Source organism: Bacillus sp. S10(2024) (assembly GCF_050473865.1).
In the GTDB taxonomy this organism is placed as follows: domain Bacteria; phylum Bacillota; class Bacilli; order Bacillales; family Bacillaceae_G; genus Bacillus_A.
In genome coordinates, this window is record NZ_JBFLUR010000002.1 from 4677305 (window position 1) to 4697986 (window position 20682).

Consider the following 20682-nt stretch of genomic DNA (forward strand, 5'->3'; position numbering starts at 1 on the left):
GGAAAAAGAAATGGCTGAAAGAACGCATGCATGCGGAAAAGTAACAGTAGAAGCTGTGGGACAAACGGTTCAATTAAAAGGTTGGGTGCAAAAGCGCCGTGATTTAGGTGGATTAATTTTCATTGACTTACGTGATCGTACAGGTATTGTACAAGTCGTATTTAGTCCAGAAACTTCAAAGGAAGCGTTAGAAGTAGCAGAAACAATTCGCGGTGAATACGTACTGCACGTAGAAGGTACAGTTGTTGAGCGCGCAGCTGGTGCGATTAATGAAAATATGGCAACAGGCCGTATTGAAGTACAAGTAACGAAAGTAAACGTACTAAATGCAGCAAAAACAACACCAATTATGATTACAGATGATACAGATGCATCAGAAGATGTCCGCTTAAAATATCGTTATTTAGACTTACGTCGCCCTGTTATGTACAACACATTTAAAATGCGTCACGACGTAACAAAAACAATTCGTAATTTCTTAGATAGCGAAGATTTCTTAGAAGTAGAAACACCAATTTTAACGAAAAGTACACCAGAAGGAGCTCGTGATTACTTAGTACCGAGCCGCGTACATGAAGGCGAGTTTTATGCACTGCCGCAATCTCCGCAGTTATTTAAACAGCTTCTTATGGTCGGCGGATTTGAACGCTATTATCAAGTAGCGCGTTGTTTCCGTGATGAAGATTTACGTGCAGACCGTCAGCCAGAATTCACACAAGTCGACATTGAGACATCATTCTTAACACAAGAAGAAATTCTCGAAATGATGGAACGTATGATGACAAAAGTAATGAAAGAAGCAAAGGGTGTAGAAATTAATGCACCATTCCCGCGCATGACGTATGCTGATGCAATGTCTCGCTACGGTTCTGATAAGCCAGATACACGCTTTGCGATGGAACTAATTGATCTATCAGAATTTGCAGCGGGCTGCGGATTTAAAGTGTTCACAAGCGCTGTAGAGAGCGGCGGACAAGTAAAAGCAATCAATGCCAAAGGTGCAGCGAGCAAATATTCCCGTAAGGATATCGATGCATTAACAGAATTCGTAAAAGTATACGGAGCAAAAGGTTTAGCTTGGTTAAAAGTTGAAGAAGACGGCTTAAAAGGACCAATCGCAAAATTCTTTAACGAAGAAGATGCAAATACGCTTATGAGCACGTTAGATGGGGCTGCTGGTGACTTATTATTATTCGTTGCTGATAAGAAGAGCGTTGTTGCGGATAGCTTAGGAGCACTTCGTTTACGTTTAGGTAAAGAACTTGAGTTAATTGATGAAAGCAAGTTTAACTTCCTATGGGTAACAGATTGGCCGCTTCTTGAGTATGATGAAGATGCTGATCGTTATTTTGCAGCGCATCATCCATTCACAATGCCATTCCGCGAAGATGTTGAGCTACTAGAAACAGCACCAGAAAAAGCGCGTGCACAAGCGTATGACCTTGTATTAAACGGTTATGAGCTTGGTGGTGGATCACTTCGTATTTATGAGCGTGATGTACAAGAAAAAATGTTCAAAGCGCTAGGTTTCTCACAAGAAGAAGCGCAAGAGCAGTTTGGATTCTTATTAGAAGCATTCGAATACGGTACACCGCCGCACGGAGGAATTGCATTAGGTTTAGACCGCCTTGTTATGTTACTTGCGGGTCGTACGAACCTTCGTGATACAATTGCCTTCCCGAAAACAGCAAGCGCAAGCTGCTTATTAACAGAAGCACCAAGCCCAGTTGCAGATGCACAGCTTGAAGAGCTTTACTTACAATTAAAAGTAAAAGAAGAGAAGTAAAAATGAATCCTAGGTGGACATACTAATTCCATCTAGGATTTTTTGTTTGAGTATATAACTCTTTCGTAACGGCCCAGTTACTTTATGAAGAAAAGAAGAAAAGTATCTTTTTTAAATGGTCAAGAGGGACTGGCCATATATGGTAGCGGTCAGGGCCTATTTCTGCCACGGGCAACGTTTTAAAACAAAGAGAGGTAGCAAGGCGCATTGCCATTTGTATTGTCATGGCAGCAATCTATATGTTGAAAAATGAAATGTATAGCTGAGTAATTATACTTTTTCTATACAAATAGTCAGAAAAGCGCTAGAATACATGGTAGACCATTTTGTAAATAGAAGGTATTATACTTATGAACAATATCTTTCGTATAAAGGGATTCGCAAGAAACATAACGATAGAAGAACATCTATACAAGATTTTCAACTTCTAATCAAAAAGATGATTTAAAAAGTCAAGTTGACTTTCTTAGACAATATGCTAATGCAAAAGGAATAATAGTTGATGAAATAATTGAGGACTATGGAAGTGGATTAAACTATAATCGTAAAAAATGGAACAAATGAAGTTCACGAAAACATCAACAAAACTGGAAGAGTAAGAAAGCTAGAAAGAAAACTAAAACGTGAGCAGCGCTCTTTATCACGAAAGTATGAAAATCTAAAAAAGAGAGGTGAAAAATCTGCTACTAACAAAAGAGCAAATATAGACAAAAATATTCTTAGCGTACAAAAACTACATGTTCGTTTAGTAAATATTAGACTAGAGTATGTAAAGTCTGTTGTGAATAAGTTAGTGAAAACCAAACCAACGTATACCACAATAGAGGACTTGAATATAAAAGGGATGATGAAGAATAAGCATCTATCTAAAGCGGTCGCACAGCAATGTTTTTATACGTTTCAAACATGGTTATTAGCAAAGTGGAAAGAATATGGCATTGAATTACGCCAAGTAGGCAGATTCTATCCTTCTTCTAAGTTATGCTCATGTTGTGGCCATAAGAAAGTGGATTTAAAACTGTCTGACAGAGTATATACATGCGAGTGTGGAAATGAAATAGATAGAGATTTAAACGCATCCATCAACCTTTTACAAGCAAAAGAATATACCATACTAACTTAAACTAGTGGGTATATATGTACGGTGGGCTACATCGGAATTAACGCCTGTGGAGAGCCATATAAACCAAAGTAGCAAGATAGTGGCGAAATGGGGTTCGTAGAAGCAGGAAAACTCTAAGAGTATACATTTGCATATGTTTTTAGTAGCAGTGTAGACCCCATGTTACATCAATTTTCACGTAATGAATTAGCCTTCGGAAAAGAAGGTATTGAAATATTAAAAAATAGTACAGTTGGTATTCTAGGAATTGGCGGCGTTGGTTCGTTTGCAGCAGAAGCATTAGCGCGTTCTGGCGTCGGTCGTCTTGTATTAGTTGATAAAGACGTTGTTGATATTACAAATGTTAACCGTCAAATCCATGCGTTACTTTCTACTGTGGGTCGTTCAAAAGTAGAACTAATGAAAGAACGTATTGCTGATATTAACCCAGACTGCGAAGTTATCGCATTAGAAATGTTTTATACAGATGAAACATACGAAGAGTTCTTTAAACATGGTTTGGATTTCGTAGTGGATGCATCTGATACAATTACGTTCAAAATTCATTTAATTAAACAGTGCTTGCGACGTAAAATTAAAATCATTTCAAGTATGGGTGCAGCAAATAAAATGGATCCAACTCGTTTCCGTATTGCCGATATTTCTAAAACGAACACAGATCCAATTGCGAAAGTGATTCGTACGAAACTTCGTAAAGAAGGTATTAAAAAAGGTGTGAAAGTTGTATTCTCTGATGAAAATCCAATTGTGATTCGTGAAGATATTCGTAAAGAAATCGTTCCAGATGAAAATGCAAAAATTCGCAAAGCGAAATTACCACCGTCCTCTAACGCATTCGTTCCGTCTGTGGCCGGCTTAATTATGGCAAGTCATGTTGTGCGTGAACGTTTGAAGGATGTTGAAGTAAAACGTGTCGGACAAGACTAAAATGAGGCACACATGTTTCTTTATGGAAGCATGTGTGTTTTTTTATGTTAAATATTCAGAGAAATGTTAAGAGTTAGATGTGCATATTTTTATATGAAGGAGGGAGACAATGAGAAATAAGAAACTTCTGTTAAGTTTTATTATGTTGCTTTGTTTCGTTTCATTTTCCGCATGTAATTCATATGAAGATTATTGGGTATTAGAGAAATCAAGGTATAATGAGGCGCCAGAAATGATTGACTATTTTCCGAAACGTGCACAGGAGAATCCTTCACTCGTAGGCTATTCTACCTATACAATTTCAGAAGGAAGAAAAATGATTGTGTTAGCAGTTGGGTCTAAGCATAAAGGTAGTGAAATTGAAGTAACAAAATTTCAGGAAAAAGGTGATACAACATATGTCACTGTGAATATCAAAAAGGGCAAATCGAATGAAGAAAATCCTGTTATCTTAATTGGAGTAAGTAAGTTACATAAGAATATTGTGATACAAGATACGGATGGAAAGAAATATAAAAGCTTATAAAATTGAAGAATAAGTAAAACAGAGAATATGAAACGCATGAATTTTATCCATGCGTTTTTTATGTGCTCGTTTTGTTATTTTAATTTTCGGCTGTGTAAACAATATCTAAGTTTCCGTTCTGATCCATTTTGAAAATTGGTGCCATCTGTTCTTGCGGGTTATCTAGTAGAACGAGCTTGCGTGCACGGTCCATAATTCTAACGAGTGTTTCATAATCTTCCTGCACAGATTGCTGTTGTTTCTGCAGTGTTTTAAGCTTTTTCTCTAATTGATGATTTGTTTTTTGCAACGTTTCGAGCTGCCTACGTAATGTGTCGTTTTCAGTTTGTAACTTTTCTGTACGTGGATTGTTTTGTTCTATATTTTGCAAAAATGAAATGACATCTTGCATCGTAAGTGACGACTCATTTGTAATAACATCTTCCGAAAACTCACCCTCAATAACAACTTTTTTCTTCGGCTCTAATCGTGATACTTGTGGTTTCGGCTTCACTGCTTGTTCTCTCTTTAATTCTTTGCGTTGCTTTCTCGCAATTTGCACAGCTTCTTCATAGCCTTGCCGAACTTCTGCGTTCCAACGAAAGCCACAAGCGGCAGAAGTTCTGTTTAATTGATCGCCCACTTCATCAAATGCTTTTAATTGCGTACTGCCTTCGCGAATGTGACGTAAAACGGTTTCTGCTAGAAGTAAATCATCTTCTCCAGTCCATGCATCTTGACGCATTTTCATTGTGAAACCCCCATATTTCATGTCGTTTTCGCTTATGTTACCCTTTTGATTCACTTTTATACGAATGTTGTAATCTTTCATAAACAGTAGCAAGTGCTTGCTCAAATTTACCAGTCGTTTTTGGTTTATAGTATTGCTTATTTTTAATTTTATCTGGTAAGTACTGCTGCTGCACCCATCCACTAGGATAATCGTGTGGATAGAGGTAACCAATTCCTCTGCCGAGCGATTCGGCGCCTTTATAGTGACTATCTTTTAAATGAGCTGGAACATCACCTGTTTGTCCGTTTCGTAAGTCCTGAAGCGCTGCATCGAGCGCTTTGTATGCTGAATTTGATTTCGGTGATAAGCATAGCTCGATGACCGCATTTGCCAGTGGAATGCGAGCTTCTGGAAAGCCGACGCGTTCTGCGGATTCGATGGCCGCAAGTGTACGGGGCCCAGCCTGAGGGTTCGCAAGTCCAACATCTTCGTATGCCATAATTAGTAAACGTCTGCCAATGCTTTGCATATCACCAGCTTCAATAAGGCGGGCTAAATAATGAAGAGCGGCATTTACATCACTTCCGCGCACTGATTTTTGGAAAGCTGATAATACATCGTAATGGGCGTCGCCGCCTTTGTCGTGTACAAAACTTTTCTTCTGTAAACATTCTTCAGCGATTTCAAGTGAAATTTCTACTGTTTCTTCATTTGTTGTAAAGCTAGATAAGACTGCGAGCTCAAGTGCATTATAGGCAGAGCGCATATCACCGCCAGATGCGTTTGCGAAGTGACGCAGAGCTTCATCGGTTACGATTATGTTATATTCTCCTAGTCCTTTTTCCTGATCTGTTAAAGCGCGTTTTAATCCTTGTAAAAGGTTTTCTTCCGTTAAAGCTTGTAGTTCGAAAATTTGACAACGGCTTCGAATAGCAGAATTAATTGCGTGAAATGGATTGCTTGTCGTCGCCCCAATTAATGTAATGAGTCCGCTCTCTAAGTGAGGAAGAAGGAAATCTTGTTTTCCTTTATCTAATCGATGCACTTCATCTAAAATTAAGATGAGATGGCGATGCATTTTTGCTTCTTGGACAACAATTTCCATATCTTTTTTATTATGAGTAACAGCATTTAATAGACGAAAAGGCATACCGATGCTGCCGGCAATGGCGCTTGCAATTGATGTTTTTCCTGTTCCGGGAGGCCCGTACAAAATCATTGATTGTAGATGTTTTGCTTGTACCATCCGCCATAAAATTTTGCCTTCGCCCACTAAATGTTCTTGTCCGATAACTTCTGTGATATTGGTCGGACGCATTCGATGTGCGAGTGGTTGTTTCATATGTTCTCTCTCCTTCAGTGCCTTGTTTATATAATAAATTCCGAGTTATTTGGTATACTTATATGTTATCATTTCTGTTAGAAAAGTTGAAATTCCTTATCATACTATATTATGCTATAATTTCAAAGGATTTTGATTTCAGAGAGTGTTTTTCCTATAAAATAAAAGAATAACGAAGAAGTAGAAGCAAAAGACTTGAAAAGAGGTGCTACATATATGAAAATTTCAACAAAAGGCCGTTACGGTTTAACAATTATGATTGATCTTGCGAAAAAGTTTGGGGAAGGCCCAATTTCATTAAAATCAATTGCACAGGCGCACGATTTATCTGAACATTATTTAGAACAATTAATTTCTCCGCTTCGTAATGCTCGTCTTGTAAAAAGTACACGCGGTGCATATGGTGGTTATGTATTATCAGATCAACCAATTAATATTACAGCAGGTGATGTAATCCGCGTATTAGAAGGGCCGATTAGCGTAGTAGAAATGTTGGATGAAGAAGAACCAGCACAGCGTCAGCTTTGGGTCCGTGTTCGTGATGCGGTGCAAGAAGTTCTTGATAGTACAACGTTAGAAGATTTAGTACGTTATGAAGAAGAAAACAACGGCGGTTATATGTTTTATATCTAATTCCGTGTGTAACGATTTGGAAAGAAGGAGATATGATGGAACGCATTTATTTAGATCACGCTGCGACATCTCCGGCTCACCCAGAAGTAGTCGAAAAGATGATTCCATATATGACAGAAGTATTTGGTAACCCGTCAAGCATCCATTTCTTTGGGCGCCAAGGGCGTCATGCAGTAGATGAAGCAAGACGTGCGTGCGCGCGCAGTATTCATGCAAATCCAAATGAAATTATTTTTACAAGCGGCGGTACAGAGGCTGATAATTTAGCCCTTCTTGGTATAGCTCGTGCGAATCGTAAGAAAGGAAATCATATTATTACGACAACAATTGAGCATCATGCGATTTTGCATACGTGTAATGTGTTAGAACGAGAAGGGTTTGAAGTGACGTATTTACCTGTTGATGAAACAGGGCGTATTCACATTTCAGATTTGCAAGCAGCGTTAACAGAGCAAACGATTCTTGTGTCTATTATGTTTGGAAATAATGAAGTTGGTACAGTACAGCCGATAGCAGAAATCGGTGCTCTATTAAAAGAACATAGTGCTTATTTTCATACAGACGCAGTACAAGCATACGGTTTAACAACAATTGATGTGAACGAGCTTGGTATTGATCTCTTGTCAATTTCTGGACATAAAATTAACGGTCCAAAGGGTGTGGGCTTTTTATATGCAGGGCAGCATGTAAAGTTTGAACCGCTGTTAACAGGCGGAGAGCAAGAACGAAAACGCCGTGCTGGTACAGAGAATGTGCCGGGAATTGTTGGACTTTGGCAAGCTATTTTGTTAGCAGAACAAACTCGTGAGCAAAAAATTGCCCAATATAATGGATTTAAAGATATAATGATATCTGTCTTTAAAGACGAAGGCATTACTTTCGAGGTAAACGGAAACTTAGAGCATAGCTTACCACATGTATTAAATGTAAGTTTTATAGGAATGCATATTGAGTCATTTTTAATGAATTTAGATTTAGCGGGAGTTGCAGTTTCAAGTGGATCTGCTTGTACAGCAGGCTCGATTGATCCGTCACATGTGCTTGTAGCGATGTTCGGAAAAGAATCCGATAAAATACGTTCATCCGTACGTTTTAGCTTCGGGCTTGGGAATACGAAAGAACAGGTCGAAAAAGCAACGTACGAAACAGTGAAGATCGTGAAGCGATTAACACAAAATTAATATAGGAGGTGACCTGATGAACAAACTACCTCACGAAACGCGCGTTGTCATCGGGATGTCTGGTGGCGTCGATTCATCTGTAGCAGCAATGTTATTAAAGAAACAAGGCTATGATGTAATCGGAATCTTTATGAAAAACTGGGATGATACAGACGAAAATGGTGTATGTACAGCGACAGAAGACTATAACGATGTCATTGAAGTATGTAACCAAATTGGAATCCCATATTATGCAGTCAATTTTGAAAAACAATATTGGGATAAGGTATTTACGTACTTTTTAGATGAGTACCGCGCTGGTCGTACACCGAACCCAGATGTAATGTGTAATAAAGAAATTAAATTTAAAGCATTTTTAGAACATGCGATGGCGCTTGGTGCAGATTATGTAGCGACAGGACACTATGCGCGCGTAGCGTATATGGATGGGGAATATAAAATGCTGCGCGGCGTTGATGATAATAAAGACCAAACATATTTCTTAAATCAACTAGGTCAAGAACAATTATCAAAAACAATGTTCCCACTTGGGGAGTTAAAGAAGCCGCAAATTCGTGAAATGGCGAAAGAAGCTGGTTTAGCAACAGCGGCGAAAAAAGATAGCACAGGCATTTGCTTTATCGGCGAGCGTAACTTTAAAGACTTTTTAAGCAACTACTTGCCAGCACAGCCAGGTCAGATGCAAACATTATCTGGTGAAGTGAAAGGGAAACATGACGGGTTAATGTATTATACAATTGGACAACGTCATGGCCTTGGTATTGGCGGCAATGGTGATCCATGGTTTGCTGTTGGGAAGAACTTGAAAGAAAACATTTTATATGTAGAACAAGGATTCCATAATGAACTGTTATATGGTGATGAAGTATTTGCCACAAATGTAAGTTGGGTAAGCGATAAGCCGAAAGAAAAAGAATTTACATGTACAGCGAAATTCCGCTATCGTCAAGCAGATAACGGTGTAAAGGTTCAAATCGTTGATGAGAATACCATTCGCATTCTTTGTGATGAACCAATTCGCGCAATTACGCCAGGACAAGCAGTTGTTTTCTATGATGGAGATGAGTGCTTGGGCGGTGCGACAATTGATGACGTATACTGTAATGGTAAGAAACTGGATTATTTAGGATAAGAAAGAAGAACCTCTGCCTTGTATTGGTCAGAGGTTTCTTTTTAGATAAAAGCGAATTTTCGTTCGCTCGGAAAATAGATTCTTTGTTATAATTTGTTGTAGAGGTGAAGGATACATGTCAAATAAACTGGAAATAGGTATTCAATATATGCAAGAAGGAAACTGGGAAGAAGCCGCAAAGAATTTTACTGAGGCGATTGAGGAAAATCCAAAAGATGCACTTGGTTATATTAACTTTGCAAATTTACTAGATGTATTAGGAGATAGCGAGCGCGCGATTGCCTTTTATAAACGTGCGATTGAATTAGATGAGGAATCTGCTACAGCATACTATGGATTAGGAAATATATATTATCAGCAAGAACGTTTTGCAGAGGCAAAAGAAGCGTTTGAGAAGGCGATGCAAGCAGGACTGCAGACAGGAGATGTGTCGTTTATGCTTGGCATTACATATGTGCAGCTTGGAAATGACCGTTTAGCGCTGCCATTTTTACAACGTACTACTGAATTAGATGAAAATGACGTTGAAGCCATTTTCCAATGCGGATTATGCTTAGCACGGCTAGAACATGTAAAAGAAGCAAAACCTTATTTTGAAAAAGTTGTAGCACTTGATGAAGAACATGCGGATGCATATTACAACTTAGGTGTTGCATATGCGTTTGAAGAAAATCGTGAGAAGGCACTTGCGATGTTTAAGAAAGCTGTAGCGATTCAGCCAGATCACTTTTTAGCTGGTAATGGTATTCGTTTATTAGAGCAAGACGCATAAAATGGAAGGAGGGGTAAAATGGGAAATCAACATGCGATGGATTTGTTTGAGGAAGAGCAAAAGTTTATAAAAGCACAAGTTCTTCATACCATTTTCCACAACGAAGAAAACCTCTATTCCGTTGTCAGTATGAAAATTATTGAAACGAATGAAACATATGACGAAAAAAAGGTCATGATAACAGGTCATTTTCCCCGAATGCATGAAGATGAAGTGTTTACACTAACGGGTCATTTTAAAGATCATCCAAAGTACGGGAAACAATATCATATTGAAACGTTTAAAAAAGAATTACCGCAAACAAAAACAGGAATGGTGCAATATTTAGCGAGCGATTTATTTAAAGGAATCGGGAAACGAACAGCGGAAAAGATTGTTGATCATCTTGGTGAACATGCGATTTCGAAAATTATGGATGATCCCGCAGCTTTGGACGGGATTGTAAATAAACAAAAAGCACAAGAAATATACGAAACGATTATTGAACATCAAGGTCTTGAAAAAGTTATGAGCTTTCTAAATGGTTATGGGTTTGGAACGAAGCTTTCTATTAAAATTTACCAACAGTATAAAGAAATGACACTTGAAGTCATCCGCAATAATCCGTATCAACTGATTGAAGAAGTAGATGGTATTGGGTTTGGACGAGCTGATGATATTGGCCGCGCGCTTGGCATCTCTGGTAATCATGCCGATCGTGTACGAGCAGGATGCTTTTATACATTAGAGCACGTTTCGCTGCAAGAAGGTCATGTGTATATGAATAGAGCACAGTTAGTGCAGCAAACGATGGAGTTATTAAATAACCAGGAAGCGGCTGTTGCAGAAGAAGATGTTTTGCAATGTGCGGAAATGATGCAAGGAGAAGGGAAAATTATTATAGAAGATGAGCGTGTATATTTAGCCTCCTTGTACTATTCTGAAAAAGGTGTTGTAGCCTCCATCAATCGTTTACTTGGCCAAGAAGAACTTCCTTCCTTTCCTGAATCGGAGCTGTTGTTAACGCTTGGGAAAATTGAAGAGCAGTTCGGCGTGCAATACGCACCGCTTCAGCAAGAGGGTATTCAAACAGCTCTTCATAAGCCAATGATGATTTTAACAGGTGGACCTGGTACTGGAAAGACGACTGTTATTAAAGGGATTGTTGAAATGTATGCTTCTCTTCATGGGTTATCATTAGACCCGAAGGATTATAGTGATGAAAATCCGTTCCCGATTTTATTAACAGCACCGACCGGAAGAGCAGCAAAGCGTATGAGTGAATCAACAGGATTGCCTGCTTGTACGATTCATCGTCTGCTTGGATGGACACCGGAAGGGGCATTTCAACGTAATGAGCACGATCCTGTTAAAGGGAAATTACTCATTATTGATGAATTTTCTATGGTTGATATTTGGCTTGCGAATCAATTATTCAAGTCATTGCCATCTAGTATTCAAGTCATCATCGTTGGAGATGAAGATCAATTGCCATCCGTTGGTCCTGGACAAGTGTTGAAAGATTTATTAGAATCCAGCGTTATTCCGACAGTAAAGCTTACGGAAATTTATAGACAAGCAGAAGGTTCATCTGTTATTCAGCTTGCTCATGCGATTAAAAAAGGTGCATTACCTTCTGATGTAACGCAAAACAAGCAAGACCGTTCGTTTATTGCTTGCACAGGTACGCAAATTGTTGATGTTGTGAAAAAAGTATGTGAAAACGCAAAAACAAAAGGATTTAGTGCGCGTGATGTACAAGTGCTAGCTCCGATGTACAAAGGGCCAGCAGGTATTAATACATTAAATGAAGCGTTGCAAGAAGTATTTAATCCGAAAAAAGAAAAAAGAAAAGAGATTGCATATGGCGAAGTTGTATACAGGACTGGAGATAAGGTGCTTCAACTTGTCAATCAACCGGAAAGTCAAGTGTTTAACGGTGATATTGGTGAGATTGTGTCGGTGTTTTATGCGAAAGAAAACGTGGAACAACAAGATATGGTTGTTGTATCTTTTGACGGTATCGAAGTGACCTATACAAAGGCAGATTTAAATCAAATTACACATGCGTATTGTTGTTCAATCCATAAATCACAAGGAAGCGAATTTCCAATTGTAATCATGCCTGTTGTGAAAAGTTATTATCGTATGCTGCGCCGCAATTTAATTTACACAGGGATTACACGCAGTAAAAAGTTTTTAATTATTTGCGGGGAAGAATCAGCGTTTCAATCTGGTGTAAATCGCCTTGATGATGCACTCCGGCAAACGACATTATGCAATCGCCTGCAAGGAAAGACCGAAGTGACTGAGGTAATGACTGAGGAAGGTCTCGATGTGGAAAACATTTCACCGTATGATTTTATGTAGCAAGGTGAAATTATATAGTGTAATGCAGTTCTTCTCATGTATAAACATATACAGTTTGGACATAATGGCGTAATAGAATACGGGAGATTGTAAGGAGATGAACGTCATATGTTCAGTTGTCCAAACTGTAAAGGAAAAGATATTGGGAAAATCGGTGTGAATCAATATTATTGTTGGAACTGCTTTATTGAATTATCGATTTCAAAGGGGAAAATTCATACACATCAAGTCGAAGAAGACGGTTCATTAAGTTCGTTAGATGATTTGTTTGATGATAATGAACGGACAATCGGTTAATAAGGAGAGTGTTAACTTTGAAATTGCGCTCATCATTAATAGCATTAGGTGTAGGAGCAGCGGCATATCAATATGCACGTAAGCAAGATGTATTTTCAAAACGAAATATGAAAAAAGCACGTAAAATGCTGAAGTCTTACTTATAAATTACATTATGTATGTGAAAGGCTCCCTAATTTTTGGGAGCTTTTATTATATCTAGCGATTCATCCCCCGCCTCAAGCGCGAAACGGTAGGTGGGGGTAGTTCAATATGTACTTGTATAGAGATAAAACAGTCCGATTTGGGAGAAGAGATGAGAAAGTCCGTAGCAACCGAGTCCTAAAATGCCATAGTGCCAAAGATGCCTGGCACGTTCTTGATTTGAAGAGGGAATGAAGAATCCCTTCCAAATGCCAAAACCAATACATACCCATTCTAATAGCATACAAAGTGTGGAAAGACCCAGCATTAACCATACCATTGTATTCCCTCCTAACTTTGTGGAACAAATTGGGATATTGTTGCTTATTCATACGTAATATCGCATGAAATTGTAATCGTTATAAGTATATGTATTTTTCTACAAAACAGTAAGAATCCCTACAAAAATATTGCAACGAGGCAATGTTTTTTATTTTTTACACATAACCTTCTTTATTTCTTTTCAAACTAAGAAATAGAGGAGGTTTTTCTGTTGAAGAATCTTAAAATTATTTGGATTTATCGATTGGGTTTATTATTGCTGATTTTTTTGTGTTTACTTGTCTTTTTGAAAATTAAGCCGCTATGGGCACCAATTTTGTTTGTACTCAAGGTTGCTGTTACACCATTTCTCATCGCTTGCTTTATTGCCTATTTGCTGCATCCGCTTATTGAAAAATTACATGAAAAAGGTGTGCCGCGCACACTTGCTATTTTACTCATTTACATTCTTTTCTTTGGCGGTCTTGGATATGTTGTGTATAAAGGAACACCAGCTATTGTTGCACAGCTCCAAGAAATGAACGAACAATTCCCGCAATTTGTAAATATGTATGAATCGTGGACGGATGGAGTAAGAGAGCAAACTGAAAATTTTCCTGAGTTCGTGAATGAGAAAGTGAAGCAAATGTTTGCGGGGGTTGAAGGGAAGATACAAGCGCTGTTAAATAAAGTAATGGGTACAGCAAGAGGAATACTTGATTCCCTTCTTATCATTTTCTTAATTCCATTTATCGTATTTTATATATTAAAAGACTACGGAGAGTTTTATCATATTTTTTGGAAGCTTATACCGGCTAAGTGGCGGAAGGATGGACAACAGTTAGCAAAAGAAATTGATAAGTCTCTTGGAAATTATATTCGCGGCCAATTATTTGTTTGTTTAATTTTAGGAGGGGTTTCTGCACTAGCTTTTTGGTTTATTGGAATGAAATATCCACTGCTTTTAGGAATTATTGTTGGGGTTACTGATATTATCCCATATTTTGGCCCTATTTTAGGAGCGATTCCAACATTAATGATTGCTGCAACAGTATCGACGAATTTAGTTATTAAGGCTGGCATCGCGCTTGCGATTTTGCAATTTGTTGAGAGTAATATACTATCTCCGTATATTGTAGGAAGATCGCTGCGGATGCACCCAGTTGTTATTATGTTTGCATTGCTTGTTGGTGGAGAAGTTGGCGGCATTATTGGGCTTTTATTATCCGTGCCGCTTTTAGCAGTTCTTCGTACGATTATTGTACATACTAAGCCGTTTTGGAAACATTGACAAATGGAAATGGATTCGCTACAATTTGTGCATATAGTATATGATAAATTGATGACGGAACGAGTATGTTACAGTCCATTTTGCAGAGAGAGGCTTCCTTAGGCTGTAAGAAGCTTCAGATGAAGGGTAACAGAACGCTATTCCTGAGAGCAGCTAATCCCTGCCGTCTTGCCACGTTACGGCAACTTGAGGTGATGAAATATATGCATATGATATACGATATGCAATCTAGCTGTCGTGTCTAAAAGTGAGACACATCCGCTTTTTATTTCATAATCAGGGTGGTAACGCGAGTCAACTCTCGTCCCTGCTATAGGGGACGGGAGTTTTTTGTTTTCTAATTGATTTTAATGAAGGAGGAAATACATATGAAACACTTAACAGGCGCACAAATTCGTCAAATGTTTTTAGATTTTTTCCAGGAAAAAGGACATGCAGTAGAACCAAGTGCATCATTAGTTCCACATGAAGATCCATCTCTTTTATGGATTAACAGTGGTGTTGCAACATTAAAAAAATATTTTGATGGCCGCGTAATTCCGCAAAACCCACGCATTACAAATGCGCAAAAATCAATTCGTACAAACGATATTGAAAACGTAGGAAAAACAGCTCGTCACCATACATTCTTTGAAATGTTAGGGAACTTCTCAATTGGTGATTACTTCAAAGAAGAAGCAATTACATGGGCTTGGGAGTTTTTAACAAGCGAAAAATGGATTGGTTTCGATAAGGAATTACTATCTGTTACGATTCATCCAGAAGACGAAGAAGCATTTACGATTTGGCATGAAAAAATGGGCGTGCCAAAAGAGCGCATTATTCGTTTAGAAGAAAACTTCTGGGATATCGGTGAAGGCCCAAGTGGACCAAATACAGAAATTTTCTACGACCGCGGAGAAGCTTATGGCAATGATTTTAGTGACCCAGAGTTATATCCAGGCGGAGAAAACGAGCGTTATTTAGAAGTATGGAACCTTGTATTCTCACAATTTAACCATAACCCAGACGGTACGTATACGCCGCTTCCAAAGAAAAATATTGATACAGGGATGGGTCTTGAGCGTATGGCGTCAGTTGTACAAAACGTGCCAACGAACTTTGACACTGATTTATTTATGCCAATTATCGGCGCAACAGAAGCAATTTCTGGTGAAAAATATCGTGCTGGTAATAATGAACAAGACACAGCATTTAAAGTAATTGCTGACCATATTCGTACAGTAACGTTTGCTGTTGGGGACGGAGCGCTTCCTTCTAACGAAGGCCGCGGTTATGTATTACGTCGTTTATTACGCCGTGCTGTACGTTATGCGAAGAAATTAAATATTAATCGTCCATTTATGTACGAATTAGTACCAGTAGTTGGGGAAGTAATGAAAGATTTCTACCCAGAAGTTCTAGAAAAGAAAGATTTCATTGCACGCGTTGTGAAAAATGAAGAGGAACGTTTCCATGAAACACTTCATGACGGTGAAACAATTTTAGCTGAAGTAATCGGTAAAGCAAAAGAGGCAAAATCAACGGTTATTTCTGGTGAAGATGCATTCCGTCTATATGACACATACGGATTCCCAATTGAGTTAACAGAAGAATATGCAGAAGAAGCTGGCATGACAGTTGATCATGAAGGTTTTGAAGCAGAGATGGAAAAACAACGTGAGCGTGCACGTGCAGCACGTCAAGATGTTGATTCTATGCAAGTACAAGGCGGGGTTCTTGGTGAAATTAAAGTAGCAAGCGAATTTGTTGGTTACAATACTGTTGGAACAGAAAGTAACGTTGTTGCACTTGTGAAGAATGGTGAGTTCACAGACAGCCTACAAGCAGGTGAAGAAGGACAATTAATGTTAGATGCAACACCATTCTATGCTGAGAGCGGTGGTCAAATTGCTGACCGTGGTTATCTTCTTGCTGATGGCGTAAAGGTACTTGTAAAAGATGTACAAAAAGCGCCTAATGGTCAAAATTTACACAAAGTAGTTGTAGAAGAAGGAACATTAACGAAAGATGCAGCAGTAAAAACGTTAATCGATACGAAAAACCGTGCAGCAATCGTGAAAAACCATACAGCAACTCACCTTCTGCATCAAGCATTAAAAGATATCCTTGGCGGACACGTAAACCAAGCGGGATCTCTTGTCACATCAGAGCGTTTACGTTTTGATTTCTCTCACTTTGGTCAAGTGCAAGCAGATGAACTTGAAAAAATTGAGCGTATTGTAAACGAGAAAATTTGGGAAAGTATCACAGTAGACATTTCTCAAAAAGCAATTGAAGAAGCAAAAGAGATGGGTGCAATGGCACTGTTTGGTGAAAAATACGGGGATGTAGTACGTGTTGTACAAGTAGGCGATTATAGTTTAGAGCTTTGCGGCGGTTGTCACGTAGATAATACGGCATCTATTGGTATTTTCAAAATTGTTGCTGAATCTGGTATCGGAGCAGGAACGCGCCGTATTGAGGCAGTAACAGGGAAATCGGCATATGAACTAATGAATGAACAAGTAGGTTTATTAAAAGAAGCAGCAAATAAAATGAAAACAAACCCGAAAGACATTTTAACTAGAGTAGATGGCTTATTTGCTGAAGTAAAACAACTGCAAAAAGAAAATGAATCTCTTGCAGCAAAACTAAGCAACATTGAAGCTGGTAATTTAACAGATGCAGTGCGTACAATTGATGGTGTAAATGTACTTGCGACGAAAGTAAATGTTGCAGATATGAATAATTTACGTACAATGATGGATGATTTAAAGAATAAGTTACAATCTGCAGTTATCGTGCTTACAGCTGTTAGTGATGATAAAGTTAACATTCTTGCTGGTGTAACAAAAGATTTGATCGAGCAAGGATACCATGCTGGTAAACTTGTAAAAGAAGTGGCATCTCGCTGCGGCGGTGGCGGCGGTGGTCGTCCCGATATGGCACAAGCTGGTGGTAAAAATCCAGCACAAGTAGAAGATGCACTTGCATTTGTAGAAGAGTACGTTAAATCTGTTTCAAAATAAAGAGATAGTAGTGTACAATATAGGGAGAAGGGATATCTTTCTCTCTATATTTAGTAAAGTGAGGTGCTTAAAATGGACGGATTCGATAAAACGATGAAGTTTAACTTCCAAGAAGAAAAACAAAATGTCCATGTCAATGACGTACTATTAACTGTGTATGATGCACTTCAAGAAAAAGGGTATAATCCAATTAATCAAATCGTCGGTTATTTATTAAGCGGTGATCCGGCATACATACCTCGTCATAAAGATGCTCGCAATATTATTCGTAAGCTAGAACGTGATGAATTGATTGAGGAGCTTGTTAAGTCTTACTTGAAACATCATCGTGAGGAGTAGTTTATGCGTATATTAGGTTTAGATGTTGGTACAAAAACAGTCGGCGTTGCAATAAGCGATGAGATGGGCTGGACAGCACAAGGTTTAGAAACGATTAAAATTAATGAAGAAAGAGGCGAATTTGGTTTTAATCGTATTTCTGAATTAGTAAAACAGTACAATGTGGACAAGATAGTAGTAGGATTGCCAAAGAACATGAATGGTACAATCGGTCCGCGTGGCGAGGCTTGTCAGCAATTTGCAGAAAATTTGCATGAACTCGTGCAATTAGAAGTTGTACTGTGGGATGAACGTCTGTCAACAATGGCAGCGGAGCGCTTGCTCATTTCGGCAGATGTAAGTCGGAAAAAACGAAAGCAAGTCATTGATAAGATGGCGGCTGTCGTAATTTTACAAGGATATTTAGATAGTAAATAAGAGGTGACCATAATGGAAGAAAATCAAATTACAATTGTTGACGAAAAAGGTAACGAACATCTATGTGAAATTATTTTCACTTTTGATGCTGACAAATTCGGTAAAAAATCTTACGTAGTATTCTCACCAATCGGTGAAGTTGACGAAGATGGCGATCCAATTTATGATGCAATGGCTTTCGAGCAAAACGAAGATGAGTCTGGTGGTACATTACTTCCAATCGAATCAGAAGAAGAGTGGGAAATGGTACAAGAAATGTTTAACACTCTTGCTGAAGAAGAAGGCGAAGAAGAGTAATATGGTAAGTAAACAAACTGATTTCATATTGAAATCAGTTTGTTTACTATATAAGGTACTTATATATGCCAATTAAAAATCTGACATTAAAATCTCCTTTCTTTTTAGTGGGGAGAGAGCATCCGGCCATGCATAGAAGCGGTCAGTGCCTTTTCCTACCACATGCGATGTTGAAAACAAAGGGAGAAAGCAAGTAGCGGATATGTTTTATTCTGCATAGCAGTAACGAAAATTAAAATATATTTAGTGGATATTTTGAATATTTATTTATTTGGATTTATCGAAAAGGGTTATTCATATGAAATGGAATGAAATAAAGAGAACGAAAGATATAGAAACATTTCTTGAAATATTTGGTCATTTTCATGATAGCTGTTTAAAAGAATTATACATGTGGACAGAAAGTTATGTAAGTGAAGAGCTATCTATGGCAGTATCAACTGAACTTGATACAAATGTAAGAATACTTTTTCAAAGACAGTTCGATAATCCATCAGCGGTTGAATTAGTATTTGAAGGTGTAACGCAATTTCATATCATTCCAAGTCCGGTAAATTATGATTCAATTATTTATGATGTTACGCTTCTCTTACAAGATGATATGTTTTACTGGGCAAATGCGTACGACTGGAAATTAGAGGATGAGAATTCCAAAGATGTAAGTTGGATCGCAGCTAAAGCTGTGAAGTGGCGTGATGTAAGTTCTTGGATGGGAGAGCAAATGAGATATGGTGTGCTTGAAGACTGTTAATCATTTTTTGTTCATAAACTGAAATCATATTTATACAATAAATGAAAGATTTTTTGTCGAAAGCATACGATTATTTGTAGTATAATGATACAGATTGTAGAAAAAAGGGAAACATGTCTACGGATAGACATGTTTTTTAATATTCCTTAGATTTTGTATAGGGTAAACCAGTGCAGTCTATAATGGGGAGTAAGGAGGAAGTACGGTAGTGAATCAAAGGAAAACAAAGAAACTAAGACGAGTGATTGCAATCATTTTCATCACGTTGCTTGTTGTATGCGGCGGCGTATATGCGTATGTTACATCAGCTTTAAAACCACTAAATACAGCAAGTAAACAGGAAATTGAGGTGGAAATTCCAAAAAGTTCTTCTACAAGTAAGATTGGAGAAATTTTGGAAGATAAAGGAATTGTGAAAAGCGGGACTATATTTAGTTTTTATGCAAAAATGAAATCTAAAAATTTACAAGCTGGTACATATTTATTAAACCCATCGATGAATGTAGAAGAAATAATGGGACAAATGTCATCAGGTAATGTGCATCGTCCAGTTGCTTATAAAGTGACAGTTAAAGAAGGCGCACAAGTTGTTGAAATTGCAGATACAATTGCAAAGGAATTGAAGTGGAATAAAGAAGATGTTGTTCGCCAACTAAACGATAAAGCATTTGTACAAAAACTACAGAAGAAATATCCGGTTTTATTAACAGATAAAATTTATGATGCAAATATTAAATACCCATTGGAAGGATATTTATATCCAGCAACATATCCTTTTTATAAAAAGGATGTAACGTTAGAAGAAATTATTATTCCGATGTTAGAGAAAACAAACAAGCTCATTGTTGAAAATGAACAGAAGATGAAAGAAAAAAATTGGGATGTTCATCAATTATTAACGTTATCTTCACTTATTGAAGAAGAAGCAACTGGTTATACAGATCGTCAAAAAATAGCAAGCGTGTTCTATAATCGCTTAGCGAAAGGAATGCCTTTGCAAACAGATCCAACAGTGCTATACGCATTAGGTAAGCATAAAGAACGTGTATTATACAATGATTTAAAAGTAAACTCTCCGTATAATACATACGTTATAAAGGGGTTACCAGTTGGACCAATTTCGAATTCTAGTGTAAAATCAGTACAGGCAGCACTTGAACCTGAAAAGACAGATTACTATTATTTCTTGGCGGCACCAGATGGTCAAGTGTACTACGCGAAGACATTAGAAGAACATAATGCGTTAAAACAAAAGTATATTACACAAAAGCAATCGTAAATTTTTTGAGGGAAGCGAGAAAAATTCGCATATCCCTCTTTTTTATGATAAAATATAGCGGGTTAAAAACTGG

General features: G+C 37.9%; 20 protein-coding genes and 2 pseudogenes. 19 read left to right on the forward strand and 3 right to left on the reverse strand.

Annotated elements, in window-relative coordinates; all coding sequences use genetic code 11:
• The first annotated feature begins 10 nt into the window (after positions 1–10).
• The 5 genes and pseudogenes from aspS to AB1280_RS23795 all read left to right on the forward strand — a co-directional run bounded on the left by aspS (position 11) and on the right by AB1280_RS23795 (position 4362).
• Positions 11–1786, forward strand: coding sequence for an aspartate--tRNA ligase (aspS, locus tag AB1280_RS23775; RefSeq protein ID WP_272186712.1), 1776 nt, complete (start codon positions 11–13; stop codon positions 1784–1786).
• A gap of 331 nt (positions 1787–2117) precedes the next feature.
• A pseudogene (locus AB1280_RS23780) lies at positions 2118–2347 on the forward strand (recombinase family protein); the annotation flags it as partial.
• Between the two features lie 4 nt (positions 2348–2351).
• Positions 2352–2909 (forward strand): annotated as a pseudogene (locus AB1280_RS23785) (RNA-guided endonuclease InsQ/TnpB family protein); the annotation flags it as partial.
• 159 nt (positions 2910–3068) lie between these two features.
• Positions 3069–3836: a tRNA threonylcarbamoyladenosine dehydratase gene (locus AB1280_RS23790; RefSeq protein WP_272186713.1), complete on the forward strand. Its 768-nt coding sequence runs from the start codon at positions 3069–3071 to the stop codon at positions 3834–3836.
• A gap of 109 nt (positions 3837–3945) precedes the next feature.
• Positions 3946–4362 (forward strand): hypothetical protein, encoded by a 417-nt coding sequence (locus AB1280_RS23795; protein ID WP_272186714.1) that lies wholly within the window; start codon positions 3946–3948, stop codon positions 4360–4362.
• Between the two features lie 79 nt (positions 4363–4441).
• On the opposite strand, the gene AB1280_RS23800 is transcribed toward AB1280_RS23795, so the two are convergent.
• Positions 4442–5092: an RsfA family transcriptional regulator gene (locus AB1280_RS23800; protein WP_429757214.1), complete on the reverse strand. Its 651-nt coding sequence runs from the start codon at positions 5090–5092 to the stop codon at positions 4442–4444.
• A gap of 37 nt (positions 5093–5129) precedes the next feature.
• On the reverse strand, positions 5130–6416 hold the full coding sequence (locus AB1280_RS23805) for a replication-associated recombination protein A (RefSeq protein ID WP_272186716.1): 1287 nt from the start codon (positions 6414–6416) through the stop codon (positions 5130–5132).
• A gap of 216 nt (positions 6417–6632) precedes the next feature.
• Here AB1280_RS23805 and cymR point away from each other — a divergent pair, with 216 nt between their 5' ends.
• From cymR to AB1280_RS23840, 7 genes are all read left to right on the forward strand, one after another.
• Positions 6633–7049, forward strand: coding sequence for a cysteine metabolism transcriptional regulator CymR (gene cymR, locus AB1280_RS23810; RefSeq protein ID WP_272186717.1), 417 nt, complete (start codon positions 6633–6635; stop codon positions 7047–7049).
• Between the two features lie 35 nt (positions 7050–7084).
• Positions 7085–8230, forward strand: coding sequence for a cysteine desulfurase family protein (locus AB1280_RS23815; protein WP_429757215.1), 1146 nt, complete (start codon positions 7085–7087; stop codon positions 8228–8230).
• 16 nt (positions 8231–8246) lie between these two features.
• Positions 8247–9362: a tRNA 2-thiouridine(34) synthase MnmA gene (gene mnmA / locus AB1280_RS23820; protein ID WP_272186719.1), complete on the forward strand. Its 1116-nt coding sequence runs from the start codon at positions 8247–8249 to the stop codon at positions 9360–9362.
• 115 nt (positions 9363–9477) lie between these two features.
• Entirely contained in the window at positions 9478–10134 is a 657-nt protein-coding gene (locus AB1280_RS23825) for a tetratricopeptide repeat protein (protein ID WP_272186720.1), read from the forward strand.
• Between the two features lie 18 nt (positions 10135–10152).
• Positions 10153–12483: an SF1B family DNA helicase RecD2 gene (gene recD2 / locus AB1280_RS23830; RefSeq protein WP_429757216.1), complete on the forward strand. Its 2331-nt coding sequence runs from the start codon at positions 10153–10155 to the stop codon at positions 12481–12483.
• A 108-nt stretch (positions 12484–12591) separates the two neighbouring features.
• Positions 12592–12780: a hypothetical protein gene (locus AB1280_RS23835; RefSeq protein ID WP_035434183.1), complete on the forward strand. Its 189-nt coding sequence runs from the start codon at positions 12592–12594 to the stop codon at positions 12778–12780.
• A gap of 17 nt (positions 12781–12797) precedes the next feature.
• Positions 12798–12926 (forward strand): YrzQ family protein, encoded by a 129-nt coding sequence (locus tag AB1280_RS23840; protein WP_272186722.1) that lies wholly within the window; start codon positions 12798–12800, stop codon positions 12924–12926.
• Positions 12927–13027: 101 nt separating this feature from the next.
• Here the strand turns inward: AB1280_RS23840 and AB1280_RS23845 are convergent, their stop codons facing one another.
• Positions 13028–13243 (reverse strand): hypothetical protein, encoded by a 216-nt coding sequence (locus AB1280_RS23845; RefSeq protein ID WP_272186723.1) that lies wholly within the window; start codon positions 13241–13243, stop codon positions 13028–13030.
• Positions 13244–13438: 195 nt separating this feature from the next.
• On the opposite strand from AB1280_RS23845, the gene AB1280_RS23850 reads away from it, so the two are divergent.
• The 7 genes from AB1280_RS23850 (at position 13439) to mltG (ending at position 20609) form a co-directional block, all read left to right on the forward strand.
• Positions 13439–14515, forward strand: coding sequence for an AI-2E family transporter (locus tag AB1280_RS23850; RefSeq protein ID WP_429757402.1), 1077 nt, complete (start codon positions 13439–13441; stop codon positions 14513–14515).
• A gap of 368 nt (positions 14516–14883) precedes the next feature.
• A complete protein-coding gene (alaS, locus tag AB1280_RS23855) occupies positions 14884–17526 on the forward strand; it encodes an alanine--tRNA ligase (protein ID WP_429757217.1) in 2643 nt (880 codons plus the stop codon).
• Positions 17527–17598: 72 nt separating this feature from the next.
• A complete protein-coding gene (locus AB1280_RS23860) occupies positions 17599–17865 on the forward strand; it encodes an IreB family regulatory phosphoprotein (RefSeq protein ID WP_035434175.1) in 267 nt (88 codons plus the stop codon).
• A 3-nt stretch (positions 17866–17868) separates the two neighbouring features.
• Positions 17869–18282, forward strand: a complete 414-nt coding sequence (gene ruvX, locus AB1280_RS23865) for a Holliday junction resolvase RuvX (protein WP_272186725.1) — start codon at positions 17869–17871, stop codon at positions 18280–18282.
• 12 nt (positions 18283–18294) lie between these two features.
• The gene (locus AB1280_RS23870) at positions 18295–18579 is read left to right on the forward strand and encodes a DUF1292 domain-containing protein (RefSeq protein ID WP_272186726.1); all 285 of its coding nucleotides are present in this window, start codon (positions 18295–18297) and stop codon (positions 18577–18579) included.
• Positions 18580–18877: 298 nt separating this feature from the next.
• Positions 18878–19330, forward strand: a complete 453-nt coding sequence (locus tag AB1280_RS23875; RefSeq protein ID WP_429757218.1) for a hypothetical protein — start codon at positions 18878–18880, stop codon at positions 19328–19330.
• A 208-nt stretch (positions 19331–19538) separates the two neighbouring features.
• Positions 19539–20609: an endolytic transglycosylase MltG gene (gene mltG / locus AB1280_RS23880; protein ID WP_429757219.1), complete on the forward strand. Its 1071-nt coding sequence runs from the start codon at positions 19539–19541 to the stop codon at positions 20607–20609.
• The last annotated feature ends 73 nt before the right edge of the window (positions 20610–20682 follow it).

Bases quoted from the DNA above. Each gene is read 5' to 3' on its own strand.
- AB1280_RS23790 (WP_272186713.1), top strand. From the start codon at position 3,069: ATGTTACATCAATTTTCACGTAATGAATTAGCCTTCGGAAAAGAAGGT.
- aspS (WP_272186712.1), top strand. From the start codon at position 11: ATGGCTGAAAGAACGCATGCATGCGGAAAAGTAACAGTAGAAGCTGTG.
- AB1280_RS23825 (WP_272186720.1), top strand. From the start codon at position 9,478: ATGTCAAATAAACTGGAAATAGGTATTCAATATATGCAAGAAGGAAAC.
- AB1280_RS23800 (WP_429757214.1), bottom strand. From the start codon at position 5,092: ATGAAAATGCGTCAAGATGCATGGACTGGAGAAGATGATTTACTTCTA.
- AB1280_RS23835 (WP_035434183.1), top strand. From the start codon at position 12,592: ATGTTCAGTTGTCCAAACTGTAAAGGAAAAGATATTGGGAAAATCGGT.
- AB1280_RS23875 (WP_429757218.1), top strand. From the start codon at position 18,878: ATGAAATGGAATGAAATAAAGAGAACGAAAGATATAGAAACATTTCTT.
- AB1280_RS23870 (WP_272186726.1), top strand. From the start codon at position 18,295: ATGGAAGAAAATCAAATTACAATTGTTGACGAAAAAGGTAACGAACAT.
- AB1280_RS23860 (WP_035434175.1), top strand. From the start codon at position 17,599: ATGGACGGATTCGATAAAACGATGAAGTTTAACTTCCAAGAAGAAAAA.
- AB1280_RS23845 (WP_272186723.1), bottom strand. From the start codon at position 13,243: ATGGTATGGTTAATGCTGGGTCTTTCCACACTTTGTATGCTATTAGAA.
- cymR (WP_272186717.1), top strand. From the start codon at position 6,633: ATGAAAATTTCAACAAAAGGCCGTTACGGTTTAACAATTATGATTGAT.
- AB1280_RS23805 (WP_272186716.1), bottom strand. From the start codon at position 6,416: ATGAAACAACCACTCGCACATCGAATGCGTCCGACCAATATCACAGAA.
- alaS (WP_429757217.1), top strand. From the start codon at position 14,884: ATGAAACACTTAACAGGCGCACAAATTCGTCAAATGTTTTTAGATTTT.
- AB1280_RS23795 (WP_272186714.1), top strand. From the start codon at position 3,946: ATGAGAAATAAGAAACTTCTGTTAAGTTTTATTATGTTGCTTTGTTTC.
- recD2 (WP_429757216.1), top strand. From the start codon at position 10,153: ATGGGAAATCAACATGCGATGGATTTGTTTGAGGAAGAGCAAAAGTTT.
- AB1280_RS23815 (WP_429757215.1), top strand. From the start codon at position 7,085: ATGGAACGCATTTATTTAGATCACGCTGCGACATCTCCGGCTCACCCA.
- ruvX (WP_272186725.1), top strand. From the start codon at position 17,869: ATGCGTATATTAGGTTTAGATGTTGGTACAAAAACAGTCGGCGTTGCA.
- mnmA (WP_272186719.1), top strand. From the start codon at position 8,247: ATGAACAAACTACCTCACGAAACGCGCGTTGTCATCGGGATGTCTGGT.